The sequence below is a fragment of the Sphingomonas sp. GW821-FHT02B09 genome (assembly GCF_059421875.1).
This window is the reverse complement of sequence record NZ_JBWKVV010000007.1, coordinates 1-24,961: the sequence shown is the minus strand read 5'-3', so window position 1 is coordinate 24,961 and position 24,961 is coordinate 1. Positions and strand designations below refer to the sequence as shown.

Annotated in this window: 22 protein-coding genes and 1 pseudogene; 13 read left to right on the top strand and 10 right to left on the bottom strand. The window is 66.8% G+C overall.

The window, feature by feature from the left end; genetic code table 11:
* Nucleotides 1-10: 10 nt before the first annotated feature.
* From AC07U4_RS20255 to AC07U4_RS20245, 3 genes are read right to left on the bottom strand one after another with little or no spacing between them, the layout of a single operon-like run.
* Nucleotides 11-1,714, bottom strand: coding sequence for a hypothetical protein (locus AC07U4_RS20255; RefSeq protein WP_495196783.1), 1,704 nt, complete (start codon nucleotides 1,712-1,714; stop codon nucleotides 11-13).
* The gene (locus AC07U4_RS20250) at nucleotides 1,711-2,622 is read right to left on the bottom strand and encodes a DUF58 domain-containing protein (RefSeq protein ID WP_495196782.1); all 912 of its coding nucleotides are present in this window, start codon (nucleotides 2,620-2,622) and stop codon (nucleotides 1,711-1,713) included. The genes AC07U4_RS20255 and AC07U4_RS20250 overlap by 4 nt, the downstream gene beginning before the upstream one ends.
* Nucleotides 2,619-4,121 (bottom strand): hypothetical protein, encoded by a 1,503-nt coding sequence (locus AC07U4_RS20245; RefSeq protein ID WP_495196781.1) that lies wholly within the window; start codon nucleotides 4,119-4,121, stop codon nucleotides 2,619-2,621. Before AC07U4_RS20245 ends, AC07U4_RS20250 begins: the two co-directional genes overlap by 4 nt.
* Nucleotides 4,122-4,339: 218 nt before the next feature.
* Here AC07U4_RS20245 and AC07U4_RS20240 point away from each other — a divergent pair, with 218 nt between their 5' ends.
* Genes AC07U4_RS20240 through AC07U4_RS20215 form a run of 6 tightly spaced genes read left to right on the top strand, consistent with a single transcriptional unit; the run spans nucleotide 4,340 to nucleotide 12,057 of the window.
* Entirely contained in the window at nucleotides 4,340-7,087 is a 2,748-nt protein-coding gene (locus AC07U4_RS20240; RefSeq protein WP_495196780.1) for a M16 family metallopeptidase, read from the top strand.
* Between the two features lie 43 nt (nucleotides 7,088-7,130).
* Nucleotides 7,131-8,012 (top strand): aspartyl protease family protein, encoded by an 882-nt coding sequence (locus AC07U4_RS20235; protein ID WP_495196779.1) that lies wholly within the window; start codon nucleotides 7,131-7,133, stop codon nucleotides 8,010-8,012.
* Complete coding sequence (locus tag AC07U4_RS20230) at nucleotides 8,009-8,986, top strand: SGNH/GDSL hydrolase family protein (protein ID WP_495196778.1); 978 nt, start codon at nucleotides 8,009-8,011, stop codon at nucleotides 8,984-8,986. The genes AC07U4_RS20235 and AC07U4_RS20230 overlap by 4 nt, the downstream gene beginning before the upstream one ends.
* Nucleotides 8,986-10,281: a GDSL-type esterase/lipase family protein gene (locus tag AC07U4_RS20225; protein WP_495196777.1), complete on the top strand. Its 1,296-nt coding sequence runs from the start codon at nucleotides 8,986-8,988 to the stop codon at nucleotides 10,279-10,281. Before AC07U4_RS20230 ends, AC07U4_RS20225 begins: the two co-directional genes overlap by 1 nt.
* Nucleotides 10,281-11,687, top strand: coding sequence for an MBOAT family O-acyltransferase (locus AC07U4_RS20220; protein ID WP_495196776.1), 1,407 nt, complete (start codon nucleotides 10,281-10,283; stop codon nucleotides 11,685-11,687). Before AC07U4_RS20225 ends, AC07U4_RS20220 begins: the two co-directional genes overlap by 1 nt.
* Nucleotides 11,688-11,703: 16 nt before the next feature.
* Nucleotides 11,704-12,057, top strand: a complete 354-nt coding sequence (locus tag AC07U4_RS20215; protein WP_495196775.1) for a hypothetical protein — start codon at nucleotides 11,704-11,706, stop codon at nucleotides 12,055-12,057.
* A gap of 5 nt (nucleotides 12,058-12,062) precedes the next feature.
* Here the strand turns inward: AC07U4_RS20215 and AC07U4_RS20210 are convergent, their stop codons facing one another.
* On the bottom strand, nucleotides 12,063-12,623 hold the full coding sequence (locus AC07U4_RS20210) for a cell wall hydrolase (protein WP_495196774.1): 561 nt from the start codon (nucleotides 12,621-12,623) through the stop codon (nucleotides 12,063-12,065).
* A 272-nt stretch (nucleotides 12,624-12,895) separates the two neighbouring features.
* Here AC07U4_RS20210 and AC07U4_RS20205 point away from each other — a divergent pair, with 272 nt between their 5' ends.
* Nucleotides 12,896-13,333, top strand: a complete 438-nt coding sequence (locus tag AC07U4_RS20205; protein WP_495196773.1) for a M16 family metallopeptidase — start codon at nucleotides 12,896-12,898, stop codon at nucleotides 13,331-13,333.
* Here AC07U4_RS20205 and AC07U4_RS20200 read toward each other — a convergent pair.
* Nucleotides 13,222-14,418, bottom strand: a complete 1,197-nt coding sequence (locus tag AC07U4_RS20200) for an IS1182 family transposase (protein ID WP_495196772.1) — start codon at nucleotides 14,416-14,418, stop codon at nucleotides 13,222-13,224. The genes AC07U4_RS20205 and AC07U4_RS20200 overlap by 112 nt on opposite strands.
* Nucleotides 14,419-14,595: 177 nt before the next feature.
* Entirely contained in the window at nucleotides 14,596-14,838 is a 243-nt protein-coding gene (locus AC07U4_RS20195) for an HAD family hydrolase (protein WP_495196771.1), read from the bottom strand.
* Between the two features lie 29 nt (nucleotides 14,839-14,867).
* Between AC07U4_RS20195 and AC07U4_RS20190 the strand changes: the two genes are divergently transcribed.
* Nucleotides 14,868-15,185 carry a hypothetical protein gene (locus AC07U4_RS20190; RefSeq protein WP_495196770.1) on the top strand — a complete coding sequence of 106 codons (318 nt, stop codon included), beginning with the start codon at nucleotides 14,868-14,870 and terminating at the stop codon, nucleotides 15,183-15,185.
* Between the two features lie 295 nt (nucleotides 15,186-15,480).
* On the opposite strand, the gene AC07U4_RS20185 is transcribed toward AC07U4_RS20190, so the two are convergent.
* A complete protein-coding gene (locus AC07U4_RS20185) occupies nucleotides 15,481-16,140 on the bottom strand; it encodes a hypothetical protein (RefSeq protein WP_495196769.1) in 660 nt (219 codons plus the stop codon).
* A 302-nt stretch (nucleotides 16,141-16,442) separates the two neighbouring features.
* Between AC07U4_RS20185 and AC07U4_RS20180 the strand changes: the two genes are divergently transcribed.
* From AC07U4_RS20180 to AC07U4_RS20170, 3 genes and pseudogenes are all read left to right on the top strand, one after another.
* A complete protein-coding gene (locus AC07U4_RS20180) occupies nucleotides 16,443-16,838 on the top strand; it encodes a hypothetical protein (RefSeq protein ID WP_495196768.1) in 396 nt (131 codons plus the stop codon).
* Nucleotides 16,839-17,327: 489 nt separating this feature from the next.
* Nucleotides 17,328-18,014, top strand: coding sequence for a nucleotide-binding protein (locus AC07U4_RS20175; protein ID WP_495196767.1), 687 nt, complete (start codon nucleotides 17,328-17,330; stop codon nucleotides 18,012-18,014).
* Between the two features lie 638 nt (nucleotides 18,015-18,652).
* Nucleotides 18,653-19,610: pseudogene (locus AC07U4_RS20170) on the top strand (IS481 family transposase).
* Between the two features lie 436 nt (nucleotides 19,611-20,046).
* Here AC07U4_RS20170 and AC07U4_RS20165 read toward each other — a convergent pair.
* Nucleotides 20,047-21,195 (bottom strand): hypothetical protein, encoded by a 1,149-nt coding sequence (locus AC07U4_RS20165; protein WP_495196766.1) that lies wholly within the window; start codon nucleotides 21,193-21,195, stop codon nucleotides 20,047-20,049.
* A 157-nt stretch (nucleotides 21,196-21,352) separates the two neighbouring features.
* On the opposite strand from AC07U4_RS20165, the gene AC07U4_RS20160 reads away from it, so the two are divergent.
* Nucleotides 21,353-22,585 (top strand): site-specific integrase, encoded by a 1,233-nt coding sequence (locus tag AC07U4_RS20160; RefSeq protein ID WP_495196765.1) that lies wholly within the window; start codon nucleotides 21,353-21,355, stop codon nucleotides 22,583-22,585.
* A 498-nt stretch (nucleotides 22,586-23,083) separates the two neighbouring features.
* Nucleotides 23,084-23,353, top strand: coding sequence for an HU family DNA-binding protein (locus tag AC07U4_RS20155; protein WP_495196764.1), 270 nt, complete (start codon nucleotides 23,084-23,086; stop codon nucleotides 23,351-23,353).
* Between the two features lie 502 nt (nucleotides 23,354-23,855).
* Here AC07U4_RS20155 and AC07U4_RS20150 read toward each other — a convergent pair.
* The gene (locus AC07U4_RS20150; RefSeq protein ID WP_495196763.1) at nucleotides 23,856-24,053 is read right to left on the bottom strand and encodes a hypothetical protein; all 198 of its coding nucleotides are present in this window, start codon (nucleotides 24,051-24,053) and stop codon (nucleotides 23,856-23,858) included.
* Nucleotides 24,054-24,156: 103 nt separating this feature from the next.
* Nucleotides 24,157-24,597 (bottom strand): hypothetical protein, encoded by a 441-nt coding sequence (locus AC07U4_RS20145; RefSeq protein WP_495196762.1) that lies wholly within the window; start codon nucleotides 24,595-24,597, stop codon nucleotides 24,157-24,159.
* Nucleotides 24,598-24,961: the final 364 nt, after the last annotated feature.

Here is a 24,961-nt window from a genome sequence, read left to right as displayed (position 1 = left end):
GGCATCGTCCTCACCGCATCCAGCCGCGCCGCACCAGCACCCACTCGCCTGCCAGCAGCAGGAGCGCGATCGCGATCAGGATCGTGAAGGGCGGGTCGGGCAGCGCGCCGCCGCCGCCCGGCGACAGCGCCAGCCGCCGCGACGCGTCGCCGGCCGCGAGCGTGGTCGCCCGATCGACCAGCGACACGGGCAGGGCTCCGCGCCCGTCCGCCCTCGGCGCGAACGCGGGGGTATCGGGCAGGCCGCGGCGGCCGGTCGCGCCCGCGGACCAGCCAAAGGGGTCGCCGGGGAGCACGGCACCCGCCTTGGCGTAGGGCAGCCACGGCTCCTGCCCGGCGAGCCAGCGTAGACCCTGCGATACGAACAGCGGCATGGTGGCGGTGCGCACGAAGCCCGACCGGTCGGCGAACAGGTCCTGCCACACCGTGATCCGTCGAACGGTGGCATCGGCCACGGCGATCCCGATCGGGCGGTGGAGCGCGTCGGCGAGCGCCGCGGCATCAATCCGGTCGAGCCCGAACTCGTCCAGCCGGTGCGCCAGCTCGCCGCGTTCCTCCTCGCCCGGCCCGGCGAAGCGGAACGCCGGCGCCGTGCCCGGCGGCGCCAGCACCAGCGCCGGCAGGTCGTGCGAGGGCAGCGCCGCGCCGCCCGCGTAGCGGACGATCACCTGCGCGTCCGCGGGTGCGGCCTGGACGAAGGCTTCGTCGGCGCGCACCGCGTCGCGCACCGCCGCGGGCAGGCCGGCGGCGAGCGCGACGCGGATCGGGCGCCAGTCGGGCAGCCGAATCGCTGCGTGGTCGTCTGCGGCGAAGCGGTCGCCGTCTTGCAGGGCGACGCCGATGATGCGGCCGTCGGCGTCGACGTCGCGCAGTAGCAGTCTGCCGGGCGCGAGCAGCGTCGCCGCCGGCGCCGCTGTCACGCCGCCGTCGCGAGTGAAGCGCAGCGCGTCGATTCCCGGTGCTGCACCCTGGGCCGCCGCTGTCTCGACCAGCACGTCGGCCTTGCCCCAGCGGCCCGACGCCGCGGGCATCGCGCCCAGCGCGACGATGCCGCGGTTGCCCGGCACCGGCGCCGCTAGATAGCCGAGTGCGACCGTCGCCTTGCCCGGGACTGCGGCGCCGGCCGCGCGCGCGGCCGGCCAGCCGCCGTAGTAGCGGACGATCGTACGCTCCCCGGGCATCTCTCGCGTGGCGCGGTCGCGCAGCCATTCTGGGAAGGTCGACGGATGCGCGCCCACGCCGATCCCGTCGAGGCGCTGTGACAGGAGCGGCAGGCTCTCGCCCGGCGCCAGCAGCCGCGTGCCCGTCGCGTCGCCCAGGAAGACCTCGCGCCGGTCGGGGGCCGCGGCCGCGGCATCGGCGATCAGCGCGCGCTTGGCCGCCTCCCACTCGCCGCCGCCGCTCAACACCGCGGAGCCGTCGAAGTAGAAGAGCTCGGGCCCTGCCGCGCGCGCGCGCATCAGCAGCGACGGATGCGCCGCCGCCAGCCACAGCGTCAGCACGATCGCCAGCGCCAGCAGATAGGCGAACCAGTAGCGGAAGCGCGTGCCGAGGACGCGCAGCGGAGCCTCCTCGACCGCGCGGCTCCATAGACCGGCCGCGGCGAGATGGACCACCCGTCGCCGCGATCGCAGCCGCTGGAGCAGGTAGAGGATGCCCGCCAGCACGACGGCGCCCGCGGCGACGACCGGCCAGGGAAAGGTCGCGACGGTCACAGCACCGTCCCCCGGCCGAGCAGCGGCAGCAGCTGGTCGAGCACGTCGCGGTCGGCGTCGATCCGCACCAGCCCGGCGCCGCGTGACGTCGCGAACCCGGTCAACGCGTCTTCAAAGGCGCGATACACCGCGCGGTAGCGGTCGATCACCTGCGGCGTGATCGACAGCGACACCGCCCGCTCGCCCTCGCCGTCGTCGATCAGCAGGTCGCCGGTCAGCTCGGGGTGCTGGAGCGGGTCCTCGTCGTGCGGCTTGACCAGCTGCGCGAGCAGTAGCCGGTGCGGCAGCCGGCCGAGCGCGTCCACCACCGGCTCAATGCCGCCGTCGTCGAAGAAGTCGGACACGACCACCACCAGCCCACGGCGCAGCCGCATGCCGCCGACCCGGGCGAGCGCGGCGGCGAGGCCGGTGCGCCCCACCGGCCGCTGATCGGCCAGCGCCCGCACGACGCGGGCGATGCCCGCGCTGCCCGAGACGCCGCGCAGCTGCACTATTATGTCGTCGGAGAAGGGTAGCAGGCTGACCGCGTCGTGCTGACCCAATGCTACCCCGGCGATCGCGAGCGCGGTGCGCAGCGCCGCGTCGATCCGCGGCGGCTGCTCGACGAACATGCTGCGCGATACGTCGACCAGCAGGTAGACAGGCAGGTCCTGCCGCTCCTCGAACACGCGGACGAACAGCTTACCAAGGCGGCGATAGATGTTCCAGTCAATCGTGCGCAGGTCGTCGCCCGCGACGTAGGGCTTGAAGTCGGCGAAGTCGGAGCCCTGGCCGCGCGCGGTGGCGCGCTGGTCGGCGAGCCGGCCGCCCTTCTGCGCCCGCGCGATGCGGAGCGAGAAGGCCGAGAGCCGGGTCAGAAAGTCGGGGTCAAACAGTTGCTCGAACGTGGGGACGGGCGCCGGCGTCATCGCGACGCCTCCGCGCCCGCCGCCGGTGGTTCGCCGCGGCGTAGGCGGAAAAAGTCGCGCAGCACGCGCGCGTCGTGGGCGGTGTCGGCGCGGTGGAGCAGCTCGCCGCTGTCGCCGTTCTGCCGGCCGCGGTCCTGCGCGGCAACTTGGCCCGCCGCCGACGGGCGGGGAGGAGCAGCACGGGTGACGCTGTTGACGCGGCCGGGGCTCGGCATGCCGATCAGTCGGTCCTCCATCGGCACCGCAAGCAGCAGCGACGACGATCCGCGCGTCCGCTTCACCGCGTCCTGGCCGGCACCGCGCCCCGCGCCTTGGCCCTGGCCGGAGCTCTGACCCTGCTGACCCTGCTGTCCCTTGCCGCCCTTCTGGCCGCCGCCCTGGCGGCTGGCGGTGCCCGGCTGCGGCGGCTTGTTCCCCTGGCCGGCCTGCGAAGGAGGGGACGCAGACGGGCGTGCGGCGGAGGGCATGGGAAAGCCCGCCGGCATCCGCTCGCGATCCTGGCGCGCCGCTTGCCGGTCGCCGCCCTTCTCCTGGTCAGCCTTCGTCCCGCCGTTGGCTCCCGGCCGTCCGGCGCGGGGATCGCCCGACGGCACGTCGGTGCCGCCGCGCGCGGAAAATCCAGCCCCGCTCTTCGGTCCGGCCTCGCGCTTGGCGTCGCCGCCGCCAGCCCTGCCCGCCGCAGCGGCGGCGGCACGGGCCGGCTCGCTGGAGCGGCCGGCGGTCGCGCCGTCGCGCCCTGCCCGCCCCTGTGCGCCCGCCGCGGCGCTGCCCATGGGAGCGACCGCGTTCGCCGCCGACCGCGGCAGGGCGGTGCCGTCGGGCGTCCCTGCGCTGGCGGGGTTGCGCGCCTCGATTGCCCGCTCGCGCTCGCTCGGTCCAGCGAGGTCGGGGTCGCGAGCGGCCGCGGCGTCGGCCTCAGCGATGTGAGAGGCGCTGGCCGCAGCGCGCGGCGCGGCGTCCGACGGCCAGCGGTCGGCGTGGCGCACCAGCAGCGTCGCGGCGAGGATCGCCGCCGCGCCGGCCAGCCACGGCCATCGCCCCCCCCTCGGTCGCGCTGGGACGGGGGCGAGCGGTGTCCCCAGCGCCCGCTCGATCCAGGGTGCCGCCTCCGCCAACGCGGCTTCGTGAAAACCATCGCGGTCCGGCCGGCGCAGGAACTCGTCGCTGGTGGTGAGGCGATCTTTTAGCCGCAGTTGATCGTCGACGAGGCCCAGCGCGGCCTGCCGCCCGATCGACGCGCCGCGTCGCCGCCGGGCGTAGTCGAAGGCGAGCGCCGCCAGCCACGCCGCGACCGCCAGCGCGATCGCCGCGGCGGCGGGAATCGCCCGCAGCAGCGCCAGCGCCAGCGCCACGACCGCCGTCGCCACGGCGAGCGGCGCCGCCCGGCGCCAGGCGGCGTCCCACGCGTCGCGCCGCGCCGCCGCCGTCAGGTGGCGCCGGCCGTCGACCCGCAGCTGCTCCAGCCCGCCCTCCAAGGTCAGGTCGAGCCGGGAACTCATTGGGGAACGGCCGGGCAGGAGCCCGCATCGCGGCGTCGCATAAGTCAGTGAGATGACATCGAAGGCTTGCACGAACCTTGCCGATGCCGCGGCCAGCGGTCGCCATCGGGCGGTCGCGGCGCGCCGGGCGGGGCCGATGCAAGGCTGATGCAAGCTTGCCGTGCTTGATCGCGGCGCGGCCAGTGGCGTGAGGAATGCGAATGCGAATGGGGATGCGGATGCGGACGGGACGGACATCGTGGCTCTCCGTGCTGGCGGCCGGCACGGCCTGCGTTGCCTTCTCCTCCGTTCGCGCGGAGCCAGCAAGGCCCGCTCCCGCCGCTCCTGCCGAGGTCAAGGTCCCCTTCGAGCGGTTCACGCTCCCCAACGGGCTGACGACGCTGGTCTACACCGACCACAGCGTACCGACCGTCTACGTTGGGCTGCGCTACCGCACCGGCTCGCGCGACGAGCCGCCGGGCAAGACCGGGTTCGCGCATCTGTTCGAGCACCTGATGTTCCAGCCGACGATCCACCGGCCCGGTGAGTTCTTCGCGCCGCTCGCCAAAGTTGGTGGGACCGACATGAACGGGGCCACCGACAGCGACTACACCAACTATCATGAGACGGTGCCTTCCAACGCGATCGACCTCGCGCTGTGGATGGAGTCGGACCGGATGGGCTATCTCGGCGATAGCATCACCCAGCCGCTGCTCGACGAGCAGCGCGGCGTGGTGAAGAACGAGAAGCTCCAACGCGAGGCCGCGCCCGGCGCCAAGGTGCAGGATTATTTCCTGCCGGGTTTCTACTCGCCCGGCCATCCCTACGGTCACACCACGATCGGGTCGATGGAGGACCTCGAACGCGCCTCGCTCGACGACGTCAAGACCTGGTTCCGCGACCATTACGGCGCGTCCAACGCAGTGCTGGTGCTGGCGGGCGACATCGACGCCAAGGCCGCGCGCGAGAAGGTGACGCGCTACTTCGGCGGCATCCGCGCCGGCACCCCCGCCAGCCGGCCGATCCACTGGGCGCCCGACCTCGCTACCACGCACCGCACCGTCGTCTACGACCAGGTCGGCGGTGCGACGCTGATGCGCACTTGGTCGATCAACAGCGAGGACCCGCGCGAGGCGACGCTGATGCTGCTGCTAGCGAAGATGCTCGCCGGGTCCAAGCAGGCGTCGCTCTACCGCAGCCTGGTCGACGAGAAGAAGGTCGCGACCGACGTGTCGGCCCAGATGGCGGAGAGCGTGCTCGCCGATTCGTTCACCGTCTCGGTCGCGCTCCGCCCCGGCGTGACGCCTGAGGCTGCGGGCGCGGCGCTCGACGCGGCGATCGCCGACTTCGTTGCCAACGGCCCCAATCCCGAGCGGCTGCGCACGGTGATCGGCGCGAGCAGCGGCGCCGTGCTGGGGATGCTGGAGAACAACGGAACCATGGCGGACTTCCTGCTCGACGGCGAGGTCGGGCAGGGCGACCCCACCTATTTCCTGAAGCAGCTGCAATGGGTCAAGGACGTCCACCCGGCGGAGCTGGGCGGGCTAGCGGCGACCTGGCTCCGTCGTCCCTACTATGAGATGCGGCTGCTGCCCAAGCCCGCCGCGAAGCCCGCGGTCGTCGACGCAGATCGTACCCGGATGCCCGAGCCGGGACCGTTCAAGGGCAAGGTTGTGTTCCCGCCGATCACGCGGATGACGCTGGCGAACGGGATGACGCTGGTGGTCGCGCAGCGGCCGCGCGCGCCCGTCGTCGAGATGGACATGCGCTTCTCGACCGGCGCGCTGGCCGACGGCGGCTATGCGCCGGGCGCCGCCGGGCGCGCCTTCGCGATGCTGACCTCGGGCAGCCGCACCCTCGACGCCGCGGCGGTCGCCGAGCGGGTGTCGCGCTTCGGTGGCGCGATGGGGGGCAACGCCGGCGACCGGCAAAGCGACTTCACCTGGCGCGCGCTCAACACCAAGCTCGACGAGTCGTTCGCGCTCGCCGCCGACGTGCTGCGCCATCCACTCTATCCCGACGCGGCGTTCGGGCCGGCACGCGCCACCGTCGCTGCCACCACGCCGGTCGACATTGACGACGAGCGCGACGCGAACCCGGGGGACCAAGCGGGCATCCTCCTCGCCCATACCGTCTGGGGCAAGCCGCTGAGCGCCGGCGCGGTCAAACCCGCCAGACGCGATGCGGTGTTGCGCTTCCACGATCGCGAGATCGGCCCCAACAACGCCACGCTCTACATGATCGGCGACGTCGTGCCCGAGCAGGCGCGTGAACTCGCCGAGCTCCACTTCGGTGACTGGGGTCGGGTGTCGCCGTCGCCGCTGGTCGACACGCCGCCGCCGCCGCCGCGCGGCCGCATCATCCTGGTCGACGCGCCCGGGGCGACGCAGAGCACCATCGCCGTGGGCGGGCTCGTCCCCGCCTTCGATCCCGCGCGTTCGGCGGGCGAGTCGCTGGTCGATGCGGCCCTGAGCGGCAGCTTCCAGAGCCGGCTCAACCTTGGCATGCGCCAGCGGGGCTGGTCCTACGGCTTCACCGGCGGGATCAGCGACGCCCCGATCGGCCCGCGGCTCTACGCCGCCATGGGCAGCGTCCAGGCGGACAAGACCGCGCCCAGCATCGCCGCGATCCGCGACGAGATGCGCGGCTTCGTCTCGGCCAGGCCGATCACCGCGGAGGAACTGGAGACGGTGCGTTCCGCCAGCATCCACGCGCTGCCGCTCGGCTTTGACAGCAGTGGCGCTTTCCTGCAGTCGATGGTCACATCGACGACGTACGGCCTGCCCGCAGACCGCGCCGCCACCTCGGTCGACCGGCTGTCGGCGGTGACGCTGGACGACGCGCGCCGGACCGCGGCTGAGCTCTACCGGCCCGACGCCATGACGTGGGTCATCGTCGGTGACCTCCGCCGGATCGAGGCCGACGTCCGTGCGCTCGGCATTGCCCCCGTCGAGGTGTGGGACTTGCGCGGCAATAAGCTGCGATAGGCTCGCGCCGCCACGACCATCCGCCTTCAGAAAGTCTCCCACCATGCCTCTGCTGCTGCCGCTCGTCGTTCTCGCCGCTGCTGCGCCCGCCACCGCCAGCCCTGCGGAGGAGCTGCGCCACGACAATCGAGGCCGCCCGCTGATTGGGGTGGCCGTCAACGGGCAAGGACCGTTCGACATGGTGGTCGACACCGCCGCGCAGACCAGCCTGATCGTCGAGAGCCTGGCGCGCGAGCTCAGGCTGCCTCCCGCCGGGCAGACCCTCGACATTGTCGGCGCGACGGGCACGGGCGAGGCGCAGGTCTACAAGGTCAAGCGCTTCGCCAACGTGCTGTTCGACCGCCGCGACGACACGCTGGTGGCGCTGCCCAACGCCGGATCGACCTCGGCGCGCGGGATCGTCGGCATGGACCTGCTCGCCGACCGCAAGCTGGTGTTCGACCGCACCGCGGGCTCCCTCTCTGCGGTGCCCTCCTCGGCACCGTCGCCCGGCTACGTCGCGGTGAAGGGCAGGGCGACTGACGTGCTCTCGCTCGTCGTGCCGGTGACGCTCAACGGCGTGACGATGCAGGCGCTGGTCGACACGGGGGCCGCGGTGACGATCGCGAGCCCCGCCGCGCTCAGAGCGCTCGGCTGGAAGGATGACGATCCGCGGCTGAAGCAGGGTGGCACGATCAGCGGCGCCACCGCGAACGGGCAGGCGGTGCGCGTCGCGTCGATCGACCGGCTGACGGTCGGACCGGCGGCGCTGTCGAACGTGCGGATGATCTTTCCCGGCTCGGGTGCGCTCGACGGATCCGACCCCGCGGGTGAGGCGACGCTGATCCTGGGATCGGACATTCTGAACATGTTGGACGCGTTCGCGGTTGATCTGCGTCGTGGGGAGTTGCAGCTTCGTGTGCCGGGAGCGACTAGGCCGCGATGAACGACGTCACGCGGGGGATCGAGCCGGCTCCCGACAGCCATTCCTTTCCCAATTCGCCGCCGCTTCCCAAGCCGCGCGACGGTGACGCGGTCGCTCGCCCTGCGGCACGCGGTCTGGCGATGGTGCTCGATCGGACCGCGGTGCTCGTCGCCGGGCTGGTGGCGGGCTTCGTCGTCGGCCAGTCGTTCGTCGGACCGGCGGCACTCCCCGCTCCCGCGCCGGTGGCGTTGCCGCAGGCGGCGCCGACCAGCAACCGGGCAGATGCCCCGCTTCCGCGCCAGGCGACGCTCGATCCGCGCGTGGTCGGGCGCGTCCGCGCCGACGGCAGGCTGCGCGTCGGCGTGTTCGGTGACAGTTTCGGGAACGGCATCTGGGAGGCGCTCTACCGCCAGCTCCCCCGCGACGACGGGTTCGAGGTGCTGCGCTTCAGCAAGGAGGCAACCGGCTTCACGCGCTACCGCACGCTCGACCTCGAGAAGCGTGCGCTGGAGCAGCTGGCGCGCGATCCCGTGGACGTTTCCGTCGTCAGCTTCGGCGCCAACGATGCCTTCCCGCTCTACGACGACGGTCACCTCTACCCGCTGATGAGCGAGGGCTGGCAGCGCGTCATTGGCGCGCGCGTCGATCGTTTCGTCGCCGCGGTACGCTCGACCGGCGCGACCGTCTATTGGGTGGGCTTGCCAGTGATGCGCAACCCGGTGTTGAATGCGCAGATGCAGGCGATGGACCAATTCTACGCGCAGCACATGCGCGCACTCGGCGTGACCTTCATCGACACCCGGCCGCTGTCGGTCGACACAAAAGGTCAGTACAACGCCTACCTCCCCGACGAGAAAGGCGTGCCGCGGCTGATGCGGACGGGCGACGGGCTCCACATGATCGGCGTCGGTTACCAGCGGCTGACTGCCGGCGTCGCGGCGGACGTGCGCACCCTCGCCGGGCGCGCGCGCGACGTGGCAGGGCGACCGCGCTGATGGTGACGATCCTCGCGCTCGCGCTGCTTCAGGCCGCGGCGCAACCCTGTATCGGCGGAATGTGCGACGCCGATCGGCTCGGGCCGTTCCTCCGCAAGCTCGATCGGGCGCGAATGGGTCAGCGGCCGGTCAGGATCGTGCAGATTGGCGACAGCCACACCGCGGGCGATCAGGTGACCGGCGGCTGGCGCGCGCTGCTCCAGGCGCGCTTCGGCGGCGGCGGGCGCGGCGTGCTGCCGCCGGGACGACCCTACGCGGGCTATCTGACGCGCGGGATCACCGCCGCGCAGAGCGACGGGTGGACGGTCAACGGCATCTTCGGCCCCGCCTATGCCGGGCTGCTGACGCCGCCGATCGGCCTGACGGGCTACAGCCTCACCACCGACCGTCCCGACGCGTCGATCTCGCTGGCCGCCGATCCCGCGCAGGCCTTCGACCGCTTCACCGTCTGCGCGCTCCGCCGCCCGGGCGCGGGCAGCGTGACGCTGAGCGCGGGCGACCGGAGCGAAACGTGGTCGCTCGACGACGACCGCGAGGAGCCAGCCTGCAAGACGATCGAGACCGCGACCCCGGTCGCGGGCGCCGCGGTGACCGTCGCGGCGGGGCCGGTGACGATCACCTCCTGGGCGACCGAGCGGTCCGCGGGCGGCGGCGTCACCCTGTCGAACCTGGGTACCGTCGGCGCGCAGTTCCTGCATTTCGGCCGTACCGACGACCGCGTCGTCGCGCGCGAGCTGGCGGAATACCACCCCGACCTCGTCGTCGTCGCCTTCGGCACCAACGAGGCGTTCAAGCCCGGCTTCTCCGCCGCCGCCTACGAGGCCGCGCTGGCCGCGCAGATCACGCGGGTGCGCCGGCTGGTCGGGGCGGACCTGCCGATCCTGATGCTCGGCGCGCCTGACAGCGCCACCCGCCTCGCCGCGCTGCAGACGGGCGAGGCGGGCGTCGGCCCGGCTTGCCCGTCTGCGGGCGCACCTCCGGTCGCGGCGCACGCGGGCGGGACGGTGCAGCCACTGTCCATCGCCGTGTCCTCGCCGTGGCGGCCGACCGCGGCGCTCGCCACCGTGCAGGCTATCCAGCGCCGCCGCGCGCACGACGACGGCCTCGCCTATTGGGACTGGTCCGGCCGGATGGGCGGGCGCTGCACCGCGCACCGTTGGGTGTCGGCGGCGGTCCCGTTGATGCGCGGCGACCACGTCCACTTCACCAAGGACGGCGGCGCCGCGATCGCCAAACTGCTGGAGGCCGATCTGGAAGCGGCGATCGCCGCCGATCCCGCGACCGCCGCGCGCTGATGCTGTTTCCGACGCTGAGCTTCGGGCTCTTCTTCCTCGTCGTCTACGCCGTCGCCTGGTCGCTCCAGGCCTCGAACGAATGGCGCAAGATCGCGCTGCTGCTCGCCAGCTGGTTCTTCTACGGCACTTGGGACGTGCGCTTCGTCGCGCTGCTGTTCCTGTCCGCCGCCGTCAACTGGGCGCTGGCGCAGGGGATCGAGCGGGCGCCGCGGCCGGGAACGCGCAAGGCGCTGCTGGCGCTGGGCGTCGTCGCGAACCTGAGCGTGCTCGGCTATTTCAAATACGCCGGGTTCTTCTTCGAGCAGCTCGCCGTGCTAGTTCACGGGCTGGGCTTCGGGCGCGACCTGCCGCTGCTCCAGGTCGTGCTGCCGGTCGGTGTGTCGTTCTTTACCTTCCAGGCGATCTCCTACTTGGTCGACGTCCACCGGCGGCGGGTGGCGGCGGCGCGGCTGCTCGACCTGATGCTGCTGATGTCTTTCTTCCCGCACCTGGTCGCCGGGCCGATCGTGCGCGCGTCCGACCTGCTGCCCCAGTTCCGCGAAGCGCCGCGGCTGACCCGCGGGGCGGCATCGGCGGCGCTGCTGCTGATCGTCTGGGGGCTGTTCAAGAAGACGGTGATCGCCTCCGAACTCGCCTCCAGCCTGGTCGATCCGGCGTTCTTCGATCCCGCCAGTCGCACCGGTTTCGACCTGATCATGGGCGCCTACGGCTACGCCGTGCAGATTTACTGCGACTTCTCCGCCTATTCGGACATGGCGATCGGCATCGCCGCACTGCTCGGCTACACCTTCCCGCGCAACTTCGATCAGCCGTACCGCGCCGCCTCGCTGCAGGAGTTCTGGCGCCGCTGGCACATCAGCCTGTCGAGCTGGCTGCGCGATTACCTCTACATCCCTCTCGGCGGCAGCCGGAAGGGGCAGGGTCGGACCTACGCCAATCTCTTCGTTACTATGCTGCTCGGCGGGTTGTGGCACGGCGCGAGCTGGAGCTTCATGGTGTGGGGTGCGCTGCACGGCGGCTGGCTGGGGATCGAGCGCTTCGTGCGGCGGCACTGGCCCGTCGGCTGGCCGGCGCTGCCGGTCTGGGCCGGGGTGCTGGTAACCTTTCACGTCGTGGTGCTCGGCTGGATCTTCTTCCGCGCGCAGGGGATCGCGGCGGCGGTCGACTATCTGCGGGCACTGGCGGCCAACGGCCGGGGCAACACGTTGGTGACGCCGCTGTCGCTCGGGCTCGTGGTGCTCGGCCTCGCGATCCATTTCGTCCCGCCGCGGTTGCTCTCCGCGATCGCGGTGCGCGTGCGGCACTGGCCGGCGCCCGCGATCGGGGCGGCGCTGGGGCTGCTGGTGCTGGTCGTTGACGCGATGCGCCCCGCCGGGATCGCTCCGTTCATCTACTACCAATTCTGAAAGGGAGACGCCGACGATGACGATAGGCGCTGAGCAGGGAAAGATCGCCGAGGTCGGCTCGCCGGTGCTGATACTCGGCGACGCGATCGACGCGGCGCGCCCGCTATGCTGGACCAGCACCGCCGTGGCGATCGCCTCGGCACTGCTCGCGCTGGCCAACGCGCCGACGATCGGCGGCTGGTTCGACGAGCTGACGTCGACCCCGCTTACCGAGACGTTGAGGGCACCGATCGACTGGTGGGGCCGCACCACCGCGGCATGGCGCCTCGATGTGCCGCGCGGCGCGATCCGTGCGCGGTGGAAGGCAGCGCAGGCGACGCGGTTCGGCAGGGAACAGCCGGGCGAGCAGGGCGCGGGTGACGCGCCGTGACAAGCTCAGCGATAGAAGATGTGATCGGCGATCTGCGCCACGCGGATGCGCGACGGCATCGCCGCGCCGACGGAATGGAAGAAGAGTGCACCTGGCGCAACCTCGTCGCCCGAGCCGCTCAGCGTCTCCGACGCAATCTCCATGGCGGCCGTCCAGCGCCCGTCGGTACGCGAGGGATCGTAGGCATCGACGTCGAAGAACTGGCCGCGCTGCTTGACGACGCCGCAGGCGGTGTCGGCGAAACGACCGCTCTTAATACGCGCGCGGATAACCTGCGCGACCGCGACCTGGCCGCGGCGGGGCTGGTTGCCGGCCTCGTGGACGATGACCTTGGCTATGCACTCCAGTTCTTGGGGATCGGAGGCGACGGCATCGGGCGACACGTCAACCGAGGTCGCATCAAGAACGGTCGGGCGAAGCGTCGCCGCGGGGGCGGAGAGGGAGGGGGATGGAACGAAGAGCGTCGCGTTCCAGTCGCCCGGCAAGCCGGCGATAGCAGTGTGGGCGGTTCCTGCGCCGAGCAGGAGCAGAACGATACGGCCAATCGTCGACTTGCGTGCGAACATTCTCGATCAAAAACCAGTGCGCGAGGTAAGCCGAGCCCGGTCAGGCACGTTGTGCGATTCTCGACCAAGTGGCGTTCCCCACGTCTCGCCCTCGGCATCCTCGCGTGGCGAGATGGAACCGACGGGCTAAACGTTACACGCCCGTGCCGGATCAAATCCGGTCGAGTCAAACCCCAGGCGATCAACCGTGGCGATTCTCGGCTGAGCCTCTGCAACCAACCCCGATGTCTGATCGAGACGCGGCGAACGATCCTCGACAAGGGACAACGACAATGCGGCTGACCGCCCTCACCCTGCTGGCCGGCTGCGCGCTGCCGTTCACCGCGCTCGCCCGACCTGTCGATACGCCGGCGTCCGGCAGCGCGGCGATCAAGCTGCTCGCCTACAGCATCCGCACCTTGCCCAACGGACTGCGCGTCTACGCCATCCGTGACTCCTCTACCGCCAACGTCGCCGTACAGGTTTGGTACGACGTCGGCGGTCGCGACGACCCGCGCGACCGGTCGGGCTTCGCCCACTTGTTCGAGCATCTGATGTTCAAGGCGACGCGCAATCTCGCGTCGGAACAGATAGACCGGCTGACCGAGGACGTCGGCGGCTACAACAACGCGCAGACCGGTGTGATACGGCGGAAGTTTCCGCGGGCACACTGCGCCTTGAGTTCGCATCCGCCACAGGCGTGCGGGTTTGAATATTGCACGATGATGTGACCGCCCTGGAGCCAGCGGTAGCGTGTATCGAGGCGCTGGTCGCCGGGGCAGTGATAGCAGTCCGCGGCTTCATCGTAGCGGAACCGCTCTTTGGGAAAGCGACCGTCGCCGACCGCAGTGCCGCGCTGGGGGCGCGCGACATAGGGCGTGATGCCGGCCCGTTCGCAGGCGGCGATGTCCTCGCCCATGTAATATCCCATGTCGGCGACGACATCGATCCGCTCGACGCCGAGAAGGTCTTTCGCCGCCCCTGCCGTTTCGGCCAGAAAACCGAGATCGCTGCCAGCATTGGTGACATGCTGTTCGACGATCAGCTTGTGCTTCGCATCGACCGCAACCTGCGCGTTGTCGCCGACGCCGACCTTGGGATGGGCCGCCATCGCACGCGCGTCGGGATCGGCAAGCGAAATCTGGCTCTCGCCGCTGGCCTTCAACTGTTCCAGCATCGCCTCGCTGACCTGGCGCTGCTCGCGCACCCTGGCGATCTTCGCCGCCAGCGCCTCGCTCCGTCTGGTCGTGCCCGCCTCCTCGCCGCGGTCGGCATCGTCGAGCTGCGCGAGATACCTCTCCAGCCGCTCGTCGGCGGACTTGATGTACTTGTCGACCTTGGCCTTAGTGAAGTTTCGTGTCCGGCTGTTCACCGCCTTCAGCCGCGTGCCGTCCACCGCCAGCAGCTCGCGCCCGAACAGGTCGAGCTTGCGACACAGCAACACGAAGGCGCGGAACACCGCCTTGAATGCGGAGCGGTTGTCACGGCGGAAGTCGGCGATGGTCTTGAAGTCGGGCCGCAGTCCACGCAGCAGCCAGATTAGTTCGAGATTACGCGTTGCTTCCGCTTTGAGGCGGCGGCTCGACCGCACCCGGTTGAGATAGTCGTACAGGTACAGCTTGAGCATGTCGGCCGGATCGTAGCCCGGTCGGCCGGTGGCTCTGGGCTGCGTTCGAAGGAACCCTGCGTCGCCCAGATCGAGATCTTCGACGAAGGCATCGATGAACCGCACCGGGTTGTAAGCCGCCACATAGTCTTCGACCGATGCCGGCAGCAGCAGCGCCTGGTCGCGCGCGTGACCCTCAATATACGCCATGCCCGCAGCATACGCCGATCCGCGACCGGGCGGAATCACGGACGCGGCTTTTCACACAGTCTGGATCGTTTGTGGGACGGCCTCGGCCGTCTCGCTGGCCGTTCCTAAACGGGAAAGGCGGACCGCCGCAAACTCCTACGGGCGAGTTGGTGACGGTCGTTGCAGCTTCAATCGCAACTACATTCGTTGCGGCGGTCCAGACGCTAGCTCTAGGATTTCGAGAAGATCATCGACGCGGAGCATCGCGGGCGGGTGTTCGCTCGGCCATTCCATGCCGCGACGCAGCCAAACTGATCGCATTCCCGCAATTTGAGCGCCGAGGACGTCGGCAACCGGGCTATCACCTACAAAGAGGCATGCTTCAGGTGTGATACTCAGCGATCGGCTGCACGTTGGAAGAGGCGAGCATCCGGCTTTCACAAGCCTTCAGCCTCCGAAATGAGTATAGCGTGCATGGCATCGCAGACAACAATTGCATCTACTGTGCGCTGCGGGAAATCAGTCCAGCCGTTGCTGACAACGCCCAGTTTGATACCTGTCTGTCGAAGAGCGGTCAGGAGAGACAACGCCTCATCGGCTGGACGGGCGTGTTGGTGAAAATCTCTTCCGTACTCGGCAGTAAGCAGATTTCCCGGAACATCGTCGATTTCAAGCTCCGTCATCAAGCGCGCATAAAAGACGGACTTTGCAATCGAGCCATGAGCATCAAGACGCTAAAATCATCAACGAAGTTCTCTACCCCAACCCTGCCCATGAACGAACGCTGATGCTGCTTGATTAGAAATCGTCGTAACGAACCTGCTCGGTCGTGCAGCGTGTCGTCGAGATCGAATAGGACGGCAGAGAACATGAAGAACCGTTAGCCGAGCCTTTTTGATGGAGCTAGGTCGGCACCCCGCCTTCCCAGAACACCATCCCTGTGGGAACGCCCCCCTTCTCGGGAGGCGTTCCCATCGAAAACCGACGTTGTCGATCAGCGGGTCAGCGCTGCGCTAAGACGTGGCTCCGCACCGATCCCGCTACTATCACCAGAGCCTCCCAACTCGGTTCGAATGTCCGTTCTCATCGAGGCACGCGGACGACTTGGAAACCCTGCCTAATCGTTCGCATCTGAAGTTCCGTACCGCTGAGCATAGCCTGCAAGGCGGCGGCAGGCGGCATCGTGCCTTCCACCGGGTGGGATCGCAGGCCCCGAGCGAGTTCCGTGCCCGAGATCGGGCAGCTGGTCACCCGGCCCAATTCGGAGAGGGCGGCATCGAGCCGGTCGCCTCCGATGGAGATGACGATCGGATCGTTCTGGCAGTTGTATTTCACCGCGCCCGTCCGTCCGGCACGGTTCGACGCGACGAGTGCGTCCTTGCCGTAGCTCCGTGCGACGCCGCGGCGATCTAGTTCCACGTCGATCCCCCCGAGGGTCCGGTTATAGGACGCTAGTTCGGCAGCGCTGACGAAACCCTGCTGATCCGAAAGGCGTGTCATGCCGGTGCGCACCTGTGCGACCTGACGGCGGAGTGTCGCAGCTCGGACACGCGAAACAGCGTTGCCGCGCTGAGCTTCGGCAATCCGCTGCTCCGTCGCGACGATCCGGTCGCGCAAATCGGCCGTGGCCTGAATATTGGCCCAGCGCTGCGCCTGTATTTCCTGCGCCTGCGCCACGCCGGCGAACCCTCCGGTGACGGCAGGCGTGGCAAGCAACGCCAGGACAAACTTACCGAGCTTCATCAAAACGACAATCCTATCTTTACACCCGCCCCGAAGAACGATGAGGCCACTGTTCCGGTCCTAGCGTCCGCGAATGACGGTGCGGTGAACGGGTTATGTGAAGTCTGTCTGATCGACCATCTGTGGTCAGGTCGCCGGTGATCTGATTTCATGTCTTCCGCGCCCGCGTGAGCACGGGGTGCATCGCTGGGCTACCCCGGAATGGTCAACTCGTAGCCGCCTTCCTGATCGACGATCCCAGACGGGAAGTGGGAGTGGGCGCGGCATGCATATTAAAGCATTTTCACCGGGTGCCGCGGTGCTTGTATCTGCTCGCCCTCCTCGCCGATAAACATGACACCGCCATCGCTTTCTTTGTCGAGACGCTTGGCTTCGAGTTATTTGGCGACCCTGCGCTAACAGGTGGCAAACGGTGGGTAGTGGTCGCGCCGCACGGCGCAGCGATCGGTCCGCATCACGTGGTGCACGACAAGGTCGACAGCGACTTGCTGGAATTTAGAGGAGCTGGCCCATCACCGGTCAAAGGCGCTTCAATCGCTCGCCCAAGATGCGGCTCTCCCTATCCATCTGCTCCTCCATCATCGCCCAAATTTGGTGCGCAGCAGCTCGATCTGCTCGTCCGTGAGCCGAAACAGGTCGCTCATCAAGGTCTCCTCGCGGGCCGTCTGCGTCAGATCGCGGCGCTCACATCAATTTGACCTGATCCTAAATGTTTCTACCTCATGCAACAATCCTGCGACCACGTCTGACGCGTCGCTGCACCATTTTGCTATCGCGAGATCAGCGCCACCTGGCTTGAAGGCTCTTCAAGAACGCTAATCGGACGTCAGCGAGATCGCTGATGCTGGTCTATGTTGGTCGCACCTCGATCGAATATTGATCGCCGTAGCCACTACGATGTAAACTTCGGCGATCAAATTCGTGAAAGTTAGCAGGATACTAGCATTGGGACTCGGCAGCCAGTTGCGCCTCCTGGGCGATGCATTCACTACGACAGTACGACGGTTGCGCTATGGATGTGACAATCTACCGCAAGCGAAGCAATATGGTAGCAATAGGGTTGGGCAGCCAGACAGATCGAGAGCCGAAGTCCATGCAACGCACGAGCGAGAGCCTTGCGCCAAACCAGCACTACGCTTATAATCTCATACAGTTTGGTAGCAGGTCGCTTTCAGTTAGGATGCAGAATGCCAGTGATTACGTTCGTATCGCCGAAGGGGGGTGTTGGGAAAACGACGGCAACCCTTTTATTGGCGGGCGAGCTAGCTGACGCTGGCAGCACCGTCCGAATAATTGATGCCGATCCCAACCTGCCCTTGGTTGACTGGGCCGAATTGCCGGGGCGGCCTGAATCGATCAGCGTTGTGGCCTGCCGCGACGAAAACAGAATTATTGACGAGATCGAGCGTGGTGTCGGAGAGGCGCGGTTCACGTTAGTGGATCTTGAGGGTGCGGCCACGGCCGCGGTTACGTTCGCGATAGCTCAAAGTAATTTAGTTATCATCCCATGTAAGGGGTCGCATCTCGATGCTACGCAAGCGGCTCGAGCAATAAAGCTGGTGAAGCAAACTGGGCGTGGAACTCGAACCTACATTCCGTTTGTAATTCTATTCAGCCAAATGCCGCCGGCATTGCGGTCTAATAACCAGCGAGATATCACAGAGCAGTTCATGAGCGCCGAGGTGCCTGTTATTCCGGTGATGATCTATAACCGAGAAGCCTATCGTGTGATGTTCGCGGCGGGTGGCACCCTACGAACTCTGCGTGAGCAAGGTGTCGGGAACATCAAGGCAGCTCAGGAAAACGCCGAGGCCTATGCCGCTGCAGTTATTAATCAACTAAGAGCCAATAGGGCAGGGGAGAAGGGCGTATGACGAGGGCAAGATTGGACTTGTCAGATTTCGATGACACGCCAGCAAGCAAAAATCCTGCGGTCTTGCGCGAGATCAGCGACGAGGCGGGCTTCCCGTCGCGACCGGCAACTCCTCCGATTCCTCGACCAGCAACTGATGGCACCGCAGCGTCAGCAGCACCAGCTGGAACAGCTTTCCACCGTCCGGCGCGCCCGACGGCCAACCGATCCGTAGCGATCAACACGAGGCTAGAGCCAGGCGTTGCCTCCATGATCTACCAACTTCGCGACGCGGATCCGTCTCGTAAACGGGCGATCGCAGACGTAATCGGCGAAGCCGTCCGGCTGCTGTATCGTCAGGAAATTGGTGACGATTAAGTGCAGTGCGTCACACGTGATTAGCAAACGCTAATGACAGCAGCGGCGGGATTGCCTTGGAAGTGCCGGGATACGGCGGAGCAGGGCTCTTTTAAAGGGGCACGCAACGCATTGCATTTAACGAAAGCGATGCGGCTCAATACTCCCCGATGATAAATTCGAGGATTGACGTGGCTCTTCAGAAAGCAGGTCTGAGAGCGAGCCTTCTACTCATCCGTTAGCTAGGTGTTTGATCCCACGTTTTGATGGTGCGATCCTTTCGTTGGAATGGAAGGAAGCCGCATGGGACAAGTTCGTCATGGGTGCGCCACGACCACGCACGCCGTCAGAGCAGCAATACAGCGATCGCAAGCTTCGCTCGCGACGCTGAGCCGTGAGCTGGGGATCAACCCGAAGACGGTAGCGAAGTGGCGTAAGAGGGCGACGGTCGAGGATCTGAAGACCGGGCCGAAGGCCCCTCATTCGACCACCTTGACCGAGGCTGAAGAGGCGATGGTTGTGGCGTTCCGACGGTACACGTACTACCGCTCGACGATTGCCTCTACGCCCTGCAGCCGTCGATCCCGCACCTGACCCGGTCAGCGCTGCATCGTTGCCTGCAGCGGCACGGCATCTCACGGTTGCCGGATGTCGAGGGCGACAAGCCGAAGCGTCAGCGCTTCAAGCGCTACCCGATCGGCTTCTTCCACATCGATATCGCTGAGGTACAGACTGCCGAAGGCAAGCTCTACCTGTTCGTCGGCATAGACCGCACAAGCAAATTTGCGATCACGCAGCTGGTCGACAAAGCCGACCGACGGACAGCGTGGGAATTCCTGGAACACCTACTGAAAGCTGTACCGTACCGCATTCACACGATCCTGACCGATAACGGCATCCAGTTCGCCGACCAGCCGCACAACCGCAACACCGCCTGGTCGCGCCAGATGCGCTTCGATATGATCTGCGAGGCGAACGACATCGAGCACCGACTGACAAAGCCGAACCACCCGTGGACCAACGGCCAGGTCGAGCGGATGAACCGGACGATCAAGGTCGCGACCGTCAAATGCTTCCACTACGACAGCCATGACCAGCTGCGCACACAACTCGCCGACTTCATGGCCGCCTACAACTTCGCCCGCCGGCTCAAGACGCTCAGCGGCCTTACACCCTACGAATACATCGCCAAGATCTGGACGTCAGAGCCAGATCGGTTCATCGTCGACCGATCCACCAGATGCCGGGACTGAACACCTAAGCCCGGCTTCGGGAAAAGGTCAAATTAATCGCATTTCTTACATCAAAAATCTCGATCTTAAGATTAAGGCGCTCCCCGCTTGCGGTTACATCAGTGCTCCACAATGCTCAAATTATGCAACCAGAAACGAGCGCGGCCATGATGGCCAGGTCGCGCCTCACACAACAGGCAACAAGCGTGAGATAGCCGCAATCGAACCCTCCAAGCGAGTGTCCTGTTGCGCCATGTTCGATGCCGGTGACATTCGGGGGTGGCGAGACGAATGATGGTTACCCGAACACTTCAGACGTTGGAGCGTGGACCGCTATTTGCCCGCGCTGTACTGCGCGGACTGTGATCGGCAGCGCCAGCGGTTTGCTTGAGGATCAGGCGTATGTGCCGACTACGGATTTCCTCATCATACAAAGCCGATAGCGAAGCAGCTAACGTCTCGTCATCATTGACCACCGCCGTCGTTTTCTCTCGCGGCAACTGCAGCGTTTGGAGCAGGTCGAGCTAAGCCGGTTGGGGACGTCGCCAACAGCCGATTGACCAACGCCAAGCTGGCATCGAGATCATCGGTTGCGACAGCGAGGGCTAAGTCATCAAGGCGGGTTGACGTGCGGCTGATTGCTGAAGACCGTGTCGGCTGGATGCGCCCACCGGTCTCGAGCGTGACGAGCTGCGCGCGTGCGAGCGCATGCGCCTGAATGTCGGCTCCAGCGCGCGACAAAGCTAGGGCGCGCGCGACGTGGATCCGCCGGAGCGGCCCCAGCGCGACGATCAGCGCCCACGCGTCTCGCGCGCGGGCGTTGCGCGAGCGATCCACCAGCGCCGCGGTGCCGCGGGCGTAACGCCGGTGGATCTGCTCGACGCACAGGAAGCTCTCTAGCGCTGTGCGGGTCCAGTGGTCGCAGAAAAAGGCGGCGCGCTCCCCAGCGTCGAGATCGCGCCTGAACACCGCGCGGGGGATGGCGCCAGCCACGCCCGAAAGGTCAGCGGTACGCTCGCCCAGCAGCGCGAGGCTAAGCGCCCAGCAGCCCGCTGGCACCGCGGTGACATGATGATGGAAGGCCCCGGCCGGCAGTTCGATCGACGCCTGATGTCCCTGCGCCTCGGCAAAATCGAGATCGTCAAAGAGCGCGTCGATCGCCCCGATCGCGGCATGGACCCTGTGTAGCGGATCCTCGCCGTCCAGGTCGGGCAAGCCGGTGGCGCCGGCCAGCACACCCCTGGCCCTGCCGGCCTGCAACGCGGCTTGTGCGGCCTCGATAAGAGCGATGGCGTCGGGCGCGAAGCGCTGCCGCGCGTCGACCATGCGCGCGATAGTGGCTGCCGCTGCGGCGATCGCCGGCGTGCCGTGGTCGGCCAGCCACAGCACGACGGCATCACGGCGCGGATCGTCGGTGAGCACAATCGATGCGGCATCTGGCGAGCCGGCGTGGGCGATCCCTGTGTCACCGGCGCCGGCGTCGCGAAGGAAGGCACGCCAGGCGGCCGCGACGCTGGCCTGGGCGATCATCGCGCGATGCGGGGCATCAGCGAACTGCACCGCGCCATCGAGACGCCCGAGACGATGCGCAAGCGTGGACCAGGCCTGAGTCATCGTCAGACAGTAAGACAGTTATAATCGAATTGCTAGGCAGTCTATTGATCGCTTTTTATCGACTTACCATAATCGGACATTATGGTAACAACGGCAGTAGGTTTGGAGGCAGGAACGCCATGCAAAATGCGGGTTTGACGACGGCCGGTCCGCGGCGATGAGCGAGGTCGTCATTCACCGCACCGATGGCGTCGGTCTGCCGACCCGGGGGCGGCGGGGGGCCGCCGAGGCGGCCGACGTCCGGCTGACCCGGTTGATCGCCACCGCGCTGCCGGCCGACGTCGCGCCGGTCAGCGAACTCGGCTTCACGACCCAGCTCGCCTCGATCGCCGCGGCGAGCCAGGCGGCGCTGGCCGCCGATCTGGTCTGTTACACCGCATGGTGCGCCGACGAGCGGCGGCCGCCGTTGCCCGCCGACCCCGAGACGCTCGTCCGCTATCTCGCCATGCTCGAGGCGCGCGGCGCCAGACCGGCGACGATGGCACGGCGGATCGCGAGCCTCGCCAGCATCCACCAGCTCTGCGGCCTCACCGCGCAGGCGCTGCCGACCAGCCATGCGATGGTGCGCGCGGCGCTCAAGGGCGTGCGCCGGCGCCGCGGCGCCGCGCAGCGGCAGGCGGCGCCCTTGCGCCTCGGGACCGTGCTCGATCCACAGGTCAAGGGTTTCACGCTGTCCGCGCTGCTGGCGGCCTGTGGCGGCGATCTGCAAGGGTTGCGCGATGCCGCGCTGCTGTCGCTCGGCTATGACGCGGGATTGCGGGTCAGCGAGCTGGTCGCGGTCGAGGAAGAGCGGATCGATCCGCACGACGACGGCTCGGCGCTGCTGTTTATCGCCTCGTCGAAGACCGATCAGGAGGGGCAAGGCGCCTGGGCGTGGCTGTCGCCCGACACCATGCGCCGGGTCGGCGCCTGGCTCGAGGCTAGCGAGATCCGCAGCGGCCCGATCTTCCGGCGGGTCGGGATCGATCGTCGGCGCGCGCGCGTGGCGGTCCCGCCGGTGCCCTATGACGCCATTCCCGGCAACACGCGCCATTGGCAGGAACGACTGCGCGGCACGCCGGCGCGCGATGCGCGCACCGTCTATACCGTCGGCACTGCCGCGCTCACCCGTCAGGGCGTCAATGCGATCTACCGCCGCGTGGCATTGGCCGCTTACGATCAGGGGCTGGTCGTCATGCCGGTCGGCGAGGTCGAGGCGGCGATGCGTGCCCTGTCAACGCATTCGCTGCGGGTCGGGCTGACGCAGGATCTGTTTGCCGCCGGTGAGGACGGGGTCGGGATCGCGCAGGCGCTGCGCTGGTCGTCGCCGTCCACCGCGCTGCGCTACGGGCGCAAGCTCGCCGCGCGCAGCAACGTCGCGGCAAGGGTGTTAGCGCGGCTGCGGAGTTGATTTCACCCTTGGATTGAGCACGCTGCTATTCGAAATTCGTCTGCTAGCGTCCCTCGCTTGCGGCACATAGATCGCGTAATCTTCTGACAGTGCTGTCTTTTTGGCTTGCGCGTCGGTAACAGTTCCTGGCGGTGTCACGCCCATGGCAACCAGATAATAAGTGAACCGGCAAAATGGCGAAGGCGGATCGAGTTCGGCCGTCCCGGCATGCTCGTTCGTGCCAGTTCGTCTGCACCTTCAGGTGTCAGCGCTGATGGCACTGTTCTGTTTCATCCATAAGCCGGCCGAGCATCCGGATGAAGTTGTAAAACATCTTGATGGGGCGATCTGTTACTGGCATCGGCGACGTCGTGCACAAAAGGGGGTAAGGGTAGGGACGATGCAGATAATCGGTATACCTGCCATGTGGTGAGCTCCATCAATGGGGCTGCGTCCCGCCTTGCCGCGGTAGCGGTGGCAAGGATAAGGAGCATTCGATCTACTGGGAGCATCATCCATATGAATATCGGTGAACTAGCGAAGAACGTAGCTGGTGCGACAAGTTCCAGCGAGGCCAGCGCACGCGCTGCGGTCCTCGCGGTGTTCGATCAAATCTCTATCGCGGTGGCGAAGGGTGACGAGGTGTCCATCAATGGTTTTGGTAAATTCGTCGTCAAGGATCGCCCGGAACGCCAGGGCCGTAACCCGGCTACTGGGGAGGCAATGACAATCCCGGCATCCAAGAAGGTGTCATTCACGCCGGCCAAGAGTCTCAAGGACAAACTATGACCAGCTACAAAAGCTAAGAGGTTCTCCGTCGCGCTTGCACCCAAAAGTCCGCGGGCGTATAGCACCGACTTTATTAAAGTATCCTCTCCAAAAATTCAGACCGGCTTCCGCCGGTCCTTTTTTTACGGGACACAGTAGGAATATTGACCAAAGTAATCATATGACTATTCTGATGAGAATTGAAATAATATTTCACGGCTATTAAGTCCGTTGCATGACGGCACGGCTTCGCATCTACTCCCCCATCGAGCAAGAACCTCCAGGCAACGATAGGTCGCTCCTGTGAGAAGCGCGCGACCCCCTTGACAATTGCAGTAAAGAAGGCGCCCTTGCCGCATGCGGCGTCTCGCAGGCGCTAGGCCAAATGCTTTAGTCATGGATTGACGTGATGGGGGGGGCGGCTCATCGCCAAGCCGATGTACCAGCTGCTCGCACTAAACACCTGGATGGTGGCAAATTTGGACGGCGCGCGCTGACGAAGCCGTGCCTGAAGGCGAATCGACTAGAGGCTGATGCTGCGCCTGGTCATCTCTGCCTGAATGATCTGGCCCAGTACGCTGCCCGGCATTGCTTTGAAGATGTCGGCAAGGTCGAGGACGTCCTCGTCGTCTAGGATTTCGATCGAGGCCCTGATCCCGGCAAGGCGTTCAGTGGCATGATCGCCTTGGGCAGCTAGCCGCCGCATTCGTATTTTGAGCATTGCCAGCCTGTTAGCATGCAAGATTCAGCAGCGGCAGGGGGTTTCCACCTCATCGTCTCATAGGTGTGCCGTACCTCAAATGCGGCATGTATGCGATCTTAGATCACGCCGTCTGTGGATGAAGCGAAGCGGCATCGACCGTTATCGTACTCGCGGTAGTGGTGCTCGCCGCCTTGCTGATCAGATCGGCACCGGTCAGCGTGCGGTGATCGATCCACCACTTTGCGTCGATGATGGTCAGGCAGCTTTGCCAGCCGGTGCCAATCTCTGGGCTGGCGAGCATGGAGGCCAGGCAGCCGGCCCGGATCGTCGTTGCCCAGGCAATTTGCCGATCGCTACCGGCAAGTGCGGGCAGTTCGAGATGGGCGATGGCAGCGTCATTCCGAAGCGCGGCCTCGGTTTGCTCTGCCCTTTTGCCAGCAATGTAGCAGGACCGGCAGTCGGTCGTCTGCAACCAGCGCGCCTTGCGCTCCTGCTGGCTGGCATAGCCGACGAGGTGATGCGCCTGCACGTGACCGCAGGCATGCGTGATCAGCTGTTCCATGCGCCCACGATGCGTCGCTGCCGTTCCTACGCAACAATTATGAGTCGGGTTGAATCATCCTTGCGGTGGACCGCGCGGGGCAGGGCCTCTCCGAAGATTGCACGGTCAGGCAAGCGTCACGCCGCGTCATAAACCGTGCAGCCCACGCGAGCGTGCTAACTGGTAGCACCCGCTCCTTGACCAAGTTGGGGACATCGCAGAATGTCTTTCCGAACGTACGCTAAGGCAGATTGCCGATCCCGAGATCCGTAGGCTTTGAACCATTCGCAAGCCCTGCCGATCCCGCGCTAGTGGATTGATCGAGACGGAAGCATCCGTTTAGGATTCCTGTTATTGTCGCAGCATGCGATGGACCGGGAATGCG

Coding starts and splice junctions, on each gene's coding strand:
- AC07U4_RS20250 (WP_495196782.1), bottom strand. CDS start 2,622: ATGACGCCGGCGCCCGTCCCCACGTTCGAGCAACTGTTTGACCCCGAC.
- AC07U4_RS20245 (WP_495196781.1), bottom strand. CDS start 4,121: ATGAGTTCCCGGCTCGACCTGACCTTGGAGGGCGGGCTGGAGCAGCTG.
- AC07U4_RS20240 (WP_495196780.1), top strand. CDS start 4,340: ATGCGGACGGGACGGACATCGTGGCTCTCCGTGCTGGCGGCCGGCACG.
- AC07U4_RS20235 (WP_495196779.1), top strand. CDS start 7,131: ATGCCTCTGCTGCTGCCGCTCGTCGTTCTCGCCGCTGCTGCGCCCGCC.
- AC07U4_RS20230 (WP_495196778.1), top strand. CDS start 8,009: ATGAACGACGTCACGCGGGGGATCGAGCCGGCTCCCGACAGCCATTCC.
- AC07U4_RS20225 (WP_495196777.1), top strand. CDS start 8,986: ATGGTGACGATCCTCGCGCTCGCGCTGCTTCAGGCCGCGGCGCAACCC.
- AC07U4_RS20220 (WP_495196776.1), top strand. CDS start 10,281: ATGCTGTTTCCGACGCTGAGCTTCGGGCTCTTCTTCCTCGTCGTCTAC.
- AC07U4_RS20215 (WP_495196775.1), top strand. CDS start 11,704: ATGACGATAGGCGCTGAGCAGGGAAAGATCGCCGAGGTCGGCTCGCCG.
- AC07U4_RS20210 (WP_495196774.1), bottom strand. CDS start 12,623: ATGTTCGCACGCAAGTCGACGATTGGCCGTATCGTTCTGCTCCTGCTC.
- AC07U4_RS20205 (WP_495196773.1), top strand. CDS start 12,896: ATGCGGCTGACCGCCCTCACCCTGCTGGCCGGCTGCGCGCTGCCGTTC.
- AC07U4_RS20200 (WP_495196772.1), bottom strand. CDS start 14,418: ATGGCGTATATTGAGGGTCACGCGCGCGACCAGGCGCTGCTGCTGCCG.
- AC07U4_RS20185 (WP_495196769.1), bottom strand. CDS start 16,140: ATGAAGCTCGGTAAGTTTGTCCTGGCGTTGCTTGCCACGCCTGCCGTC.
- AC07U4_RS20175 (WP_495196767.1), top strand. CDS start 17,328: ATGCCAGTGATTACGTTCGTATCGCCGAAGGGGGGTGTTGGGAAAACG.
- AC07U4_RS20165 (WP_495196766.1), bottom strand. CDS start 21,195: ATGACTCAGGCCTGGTCCACGCTTGCGCATCGTCTCGGGCGTCTCGAT.
- AC07U4_RS20160 (WP_495196765.1), top strand. CDS start 21,353: ATGAGCGAGGTCGTCATTCACCGCACCGATGGCGTCGGTCTGCCGACC.
- AC07U4_RS20155 (WP_495196764.1), top strand. CDS start 23,084: ATGAATATCGGTGAACTAGCGAAGAACGTAGCTGGTGCGACAAGTTCC.
- AC07U4_RS20150 (WP_495196763.1), bottom strand. CDS start 24,053: ATGCTCAAAATACGAATGCGGCGGCTAGCTGCCCAAGGCGATCATGCC.
- AC07U4_RS20145 (WP_495196762.1), bottom strand. CDS start 24,597: ATGGAACAGCTGATCACGCATGCCTGCGGTCACGTGCAGGCGCATCAC.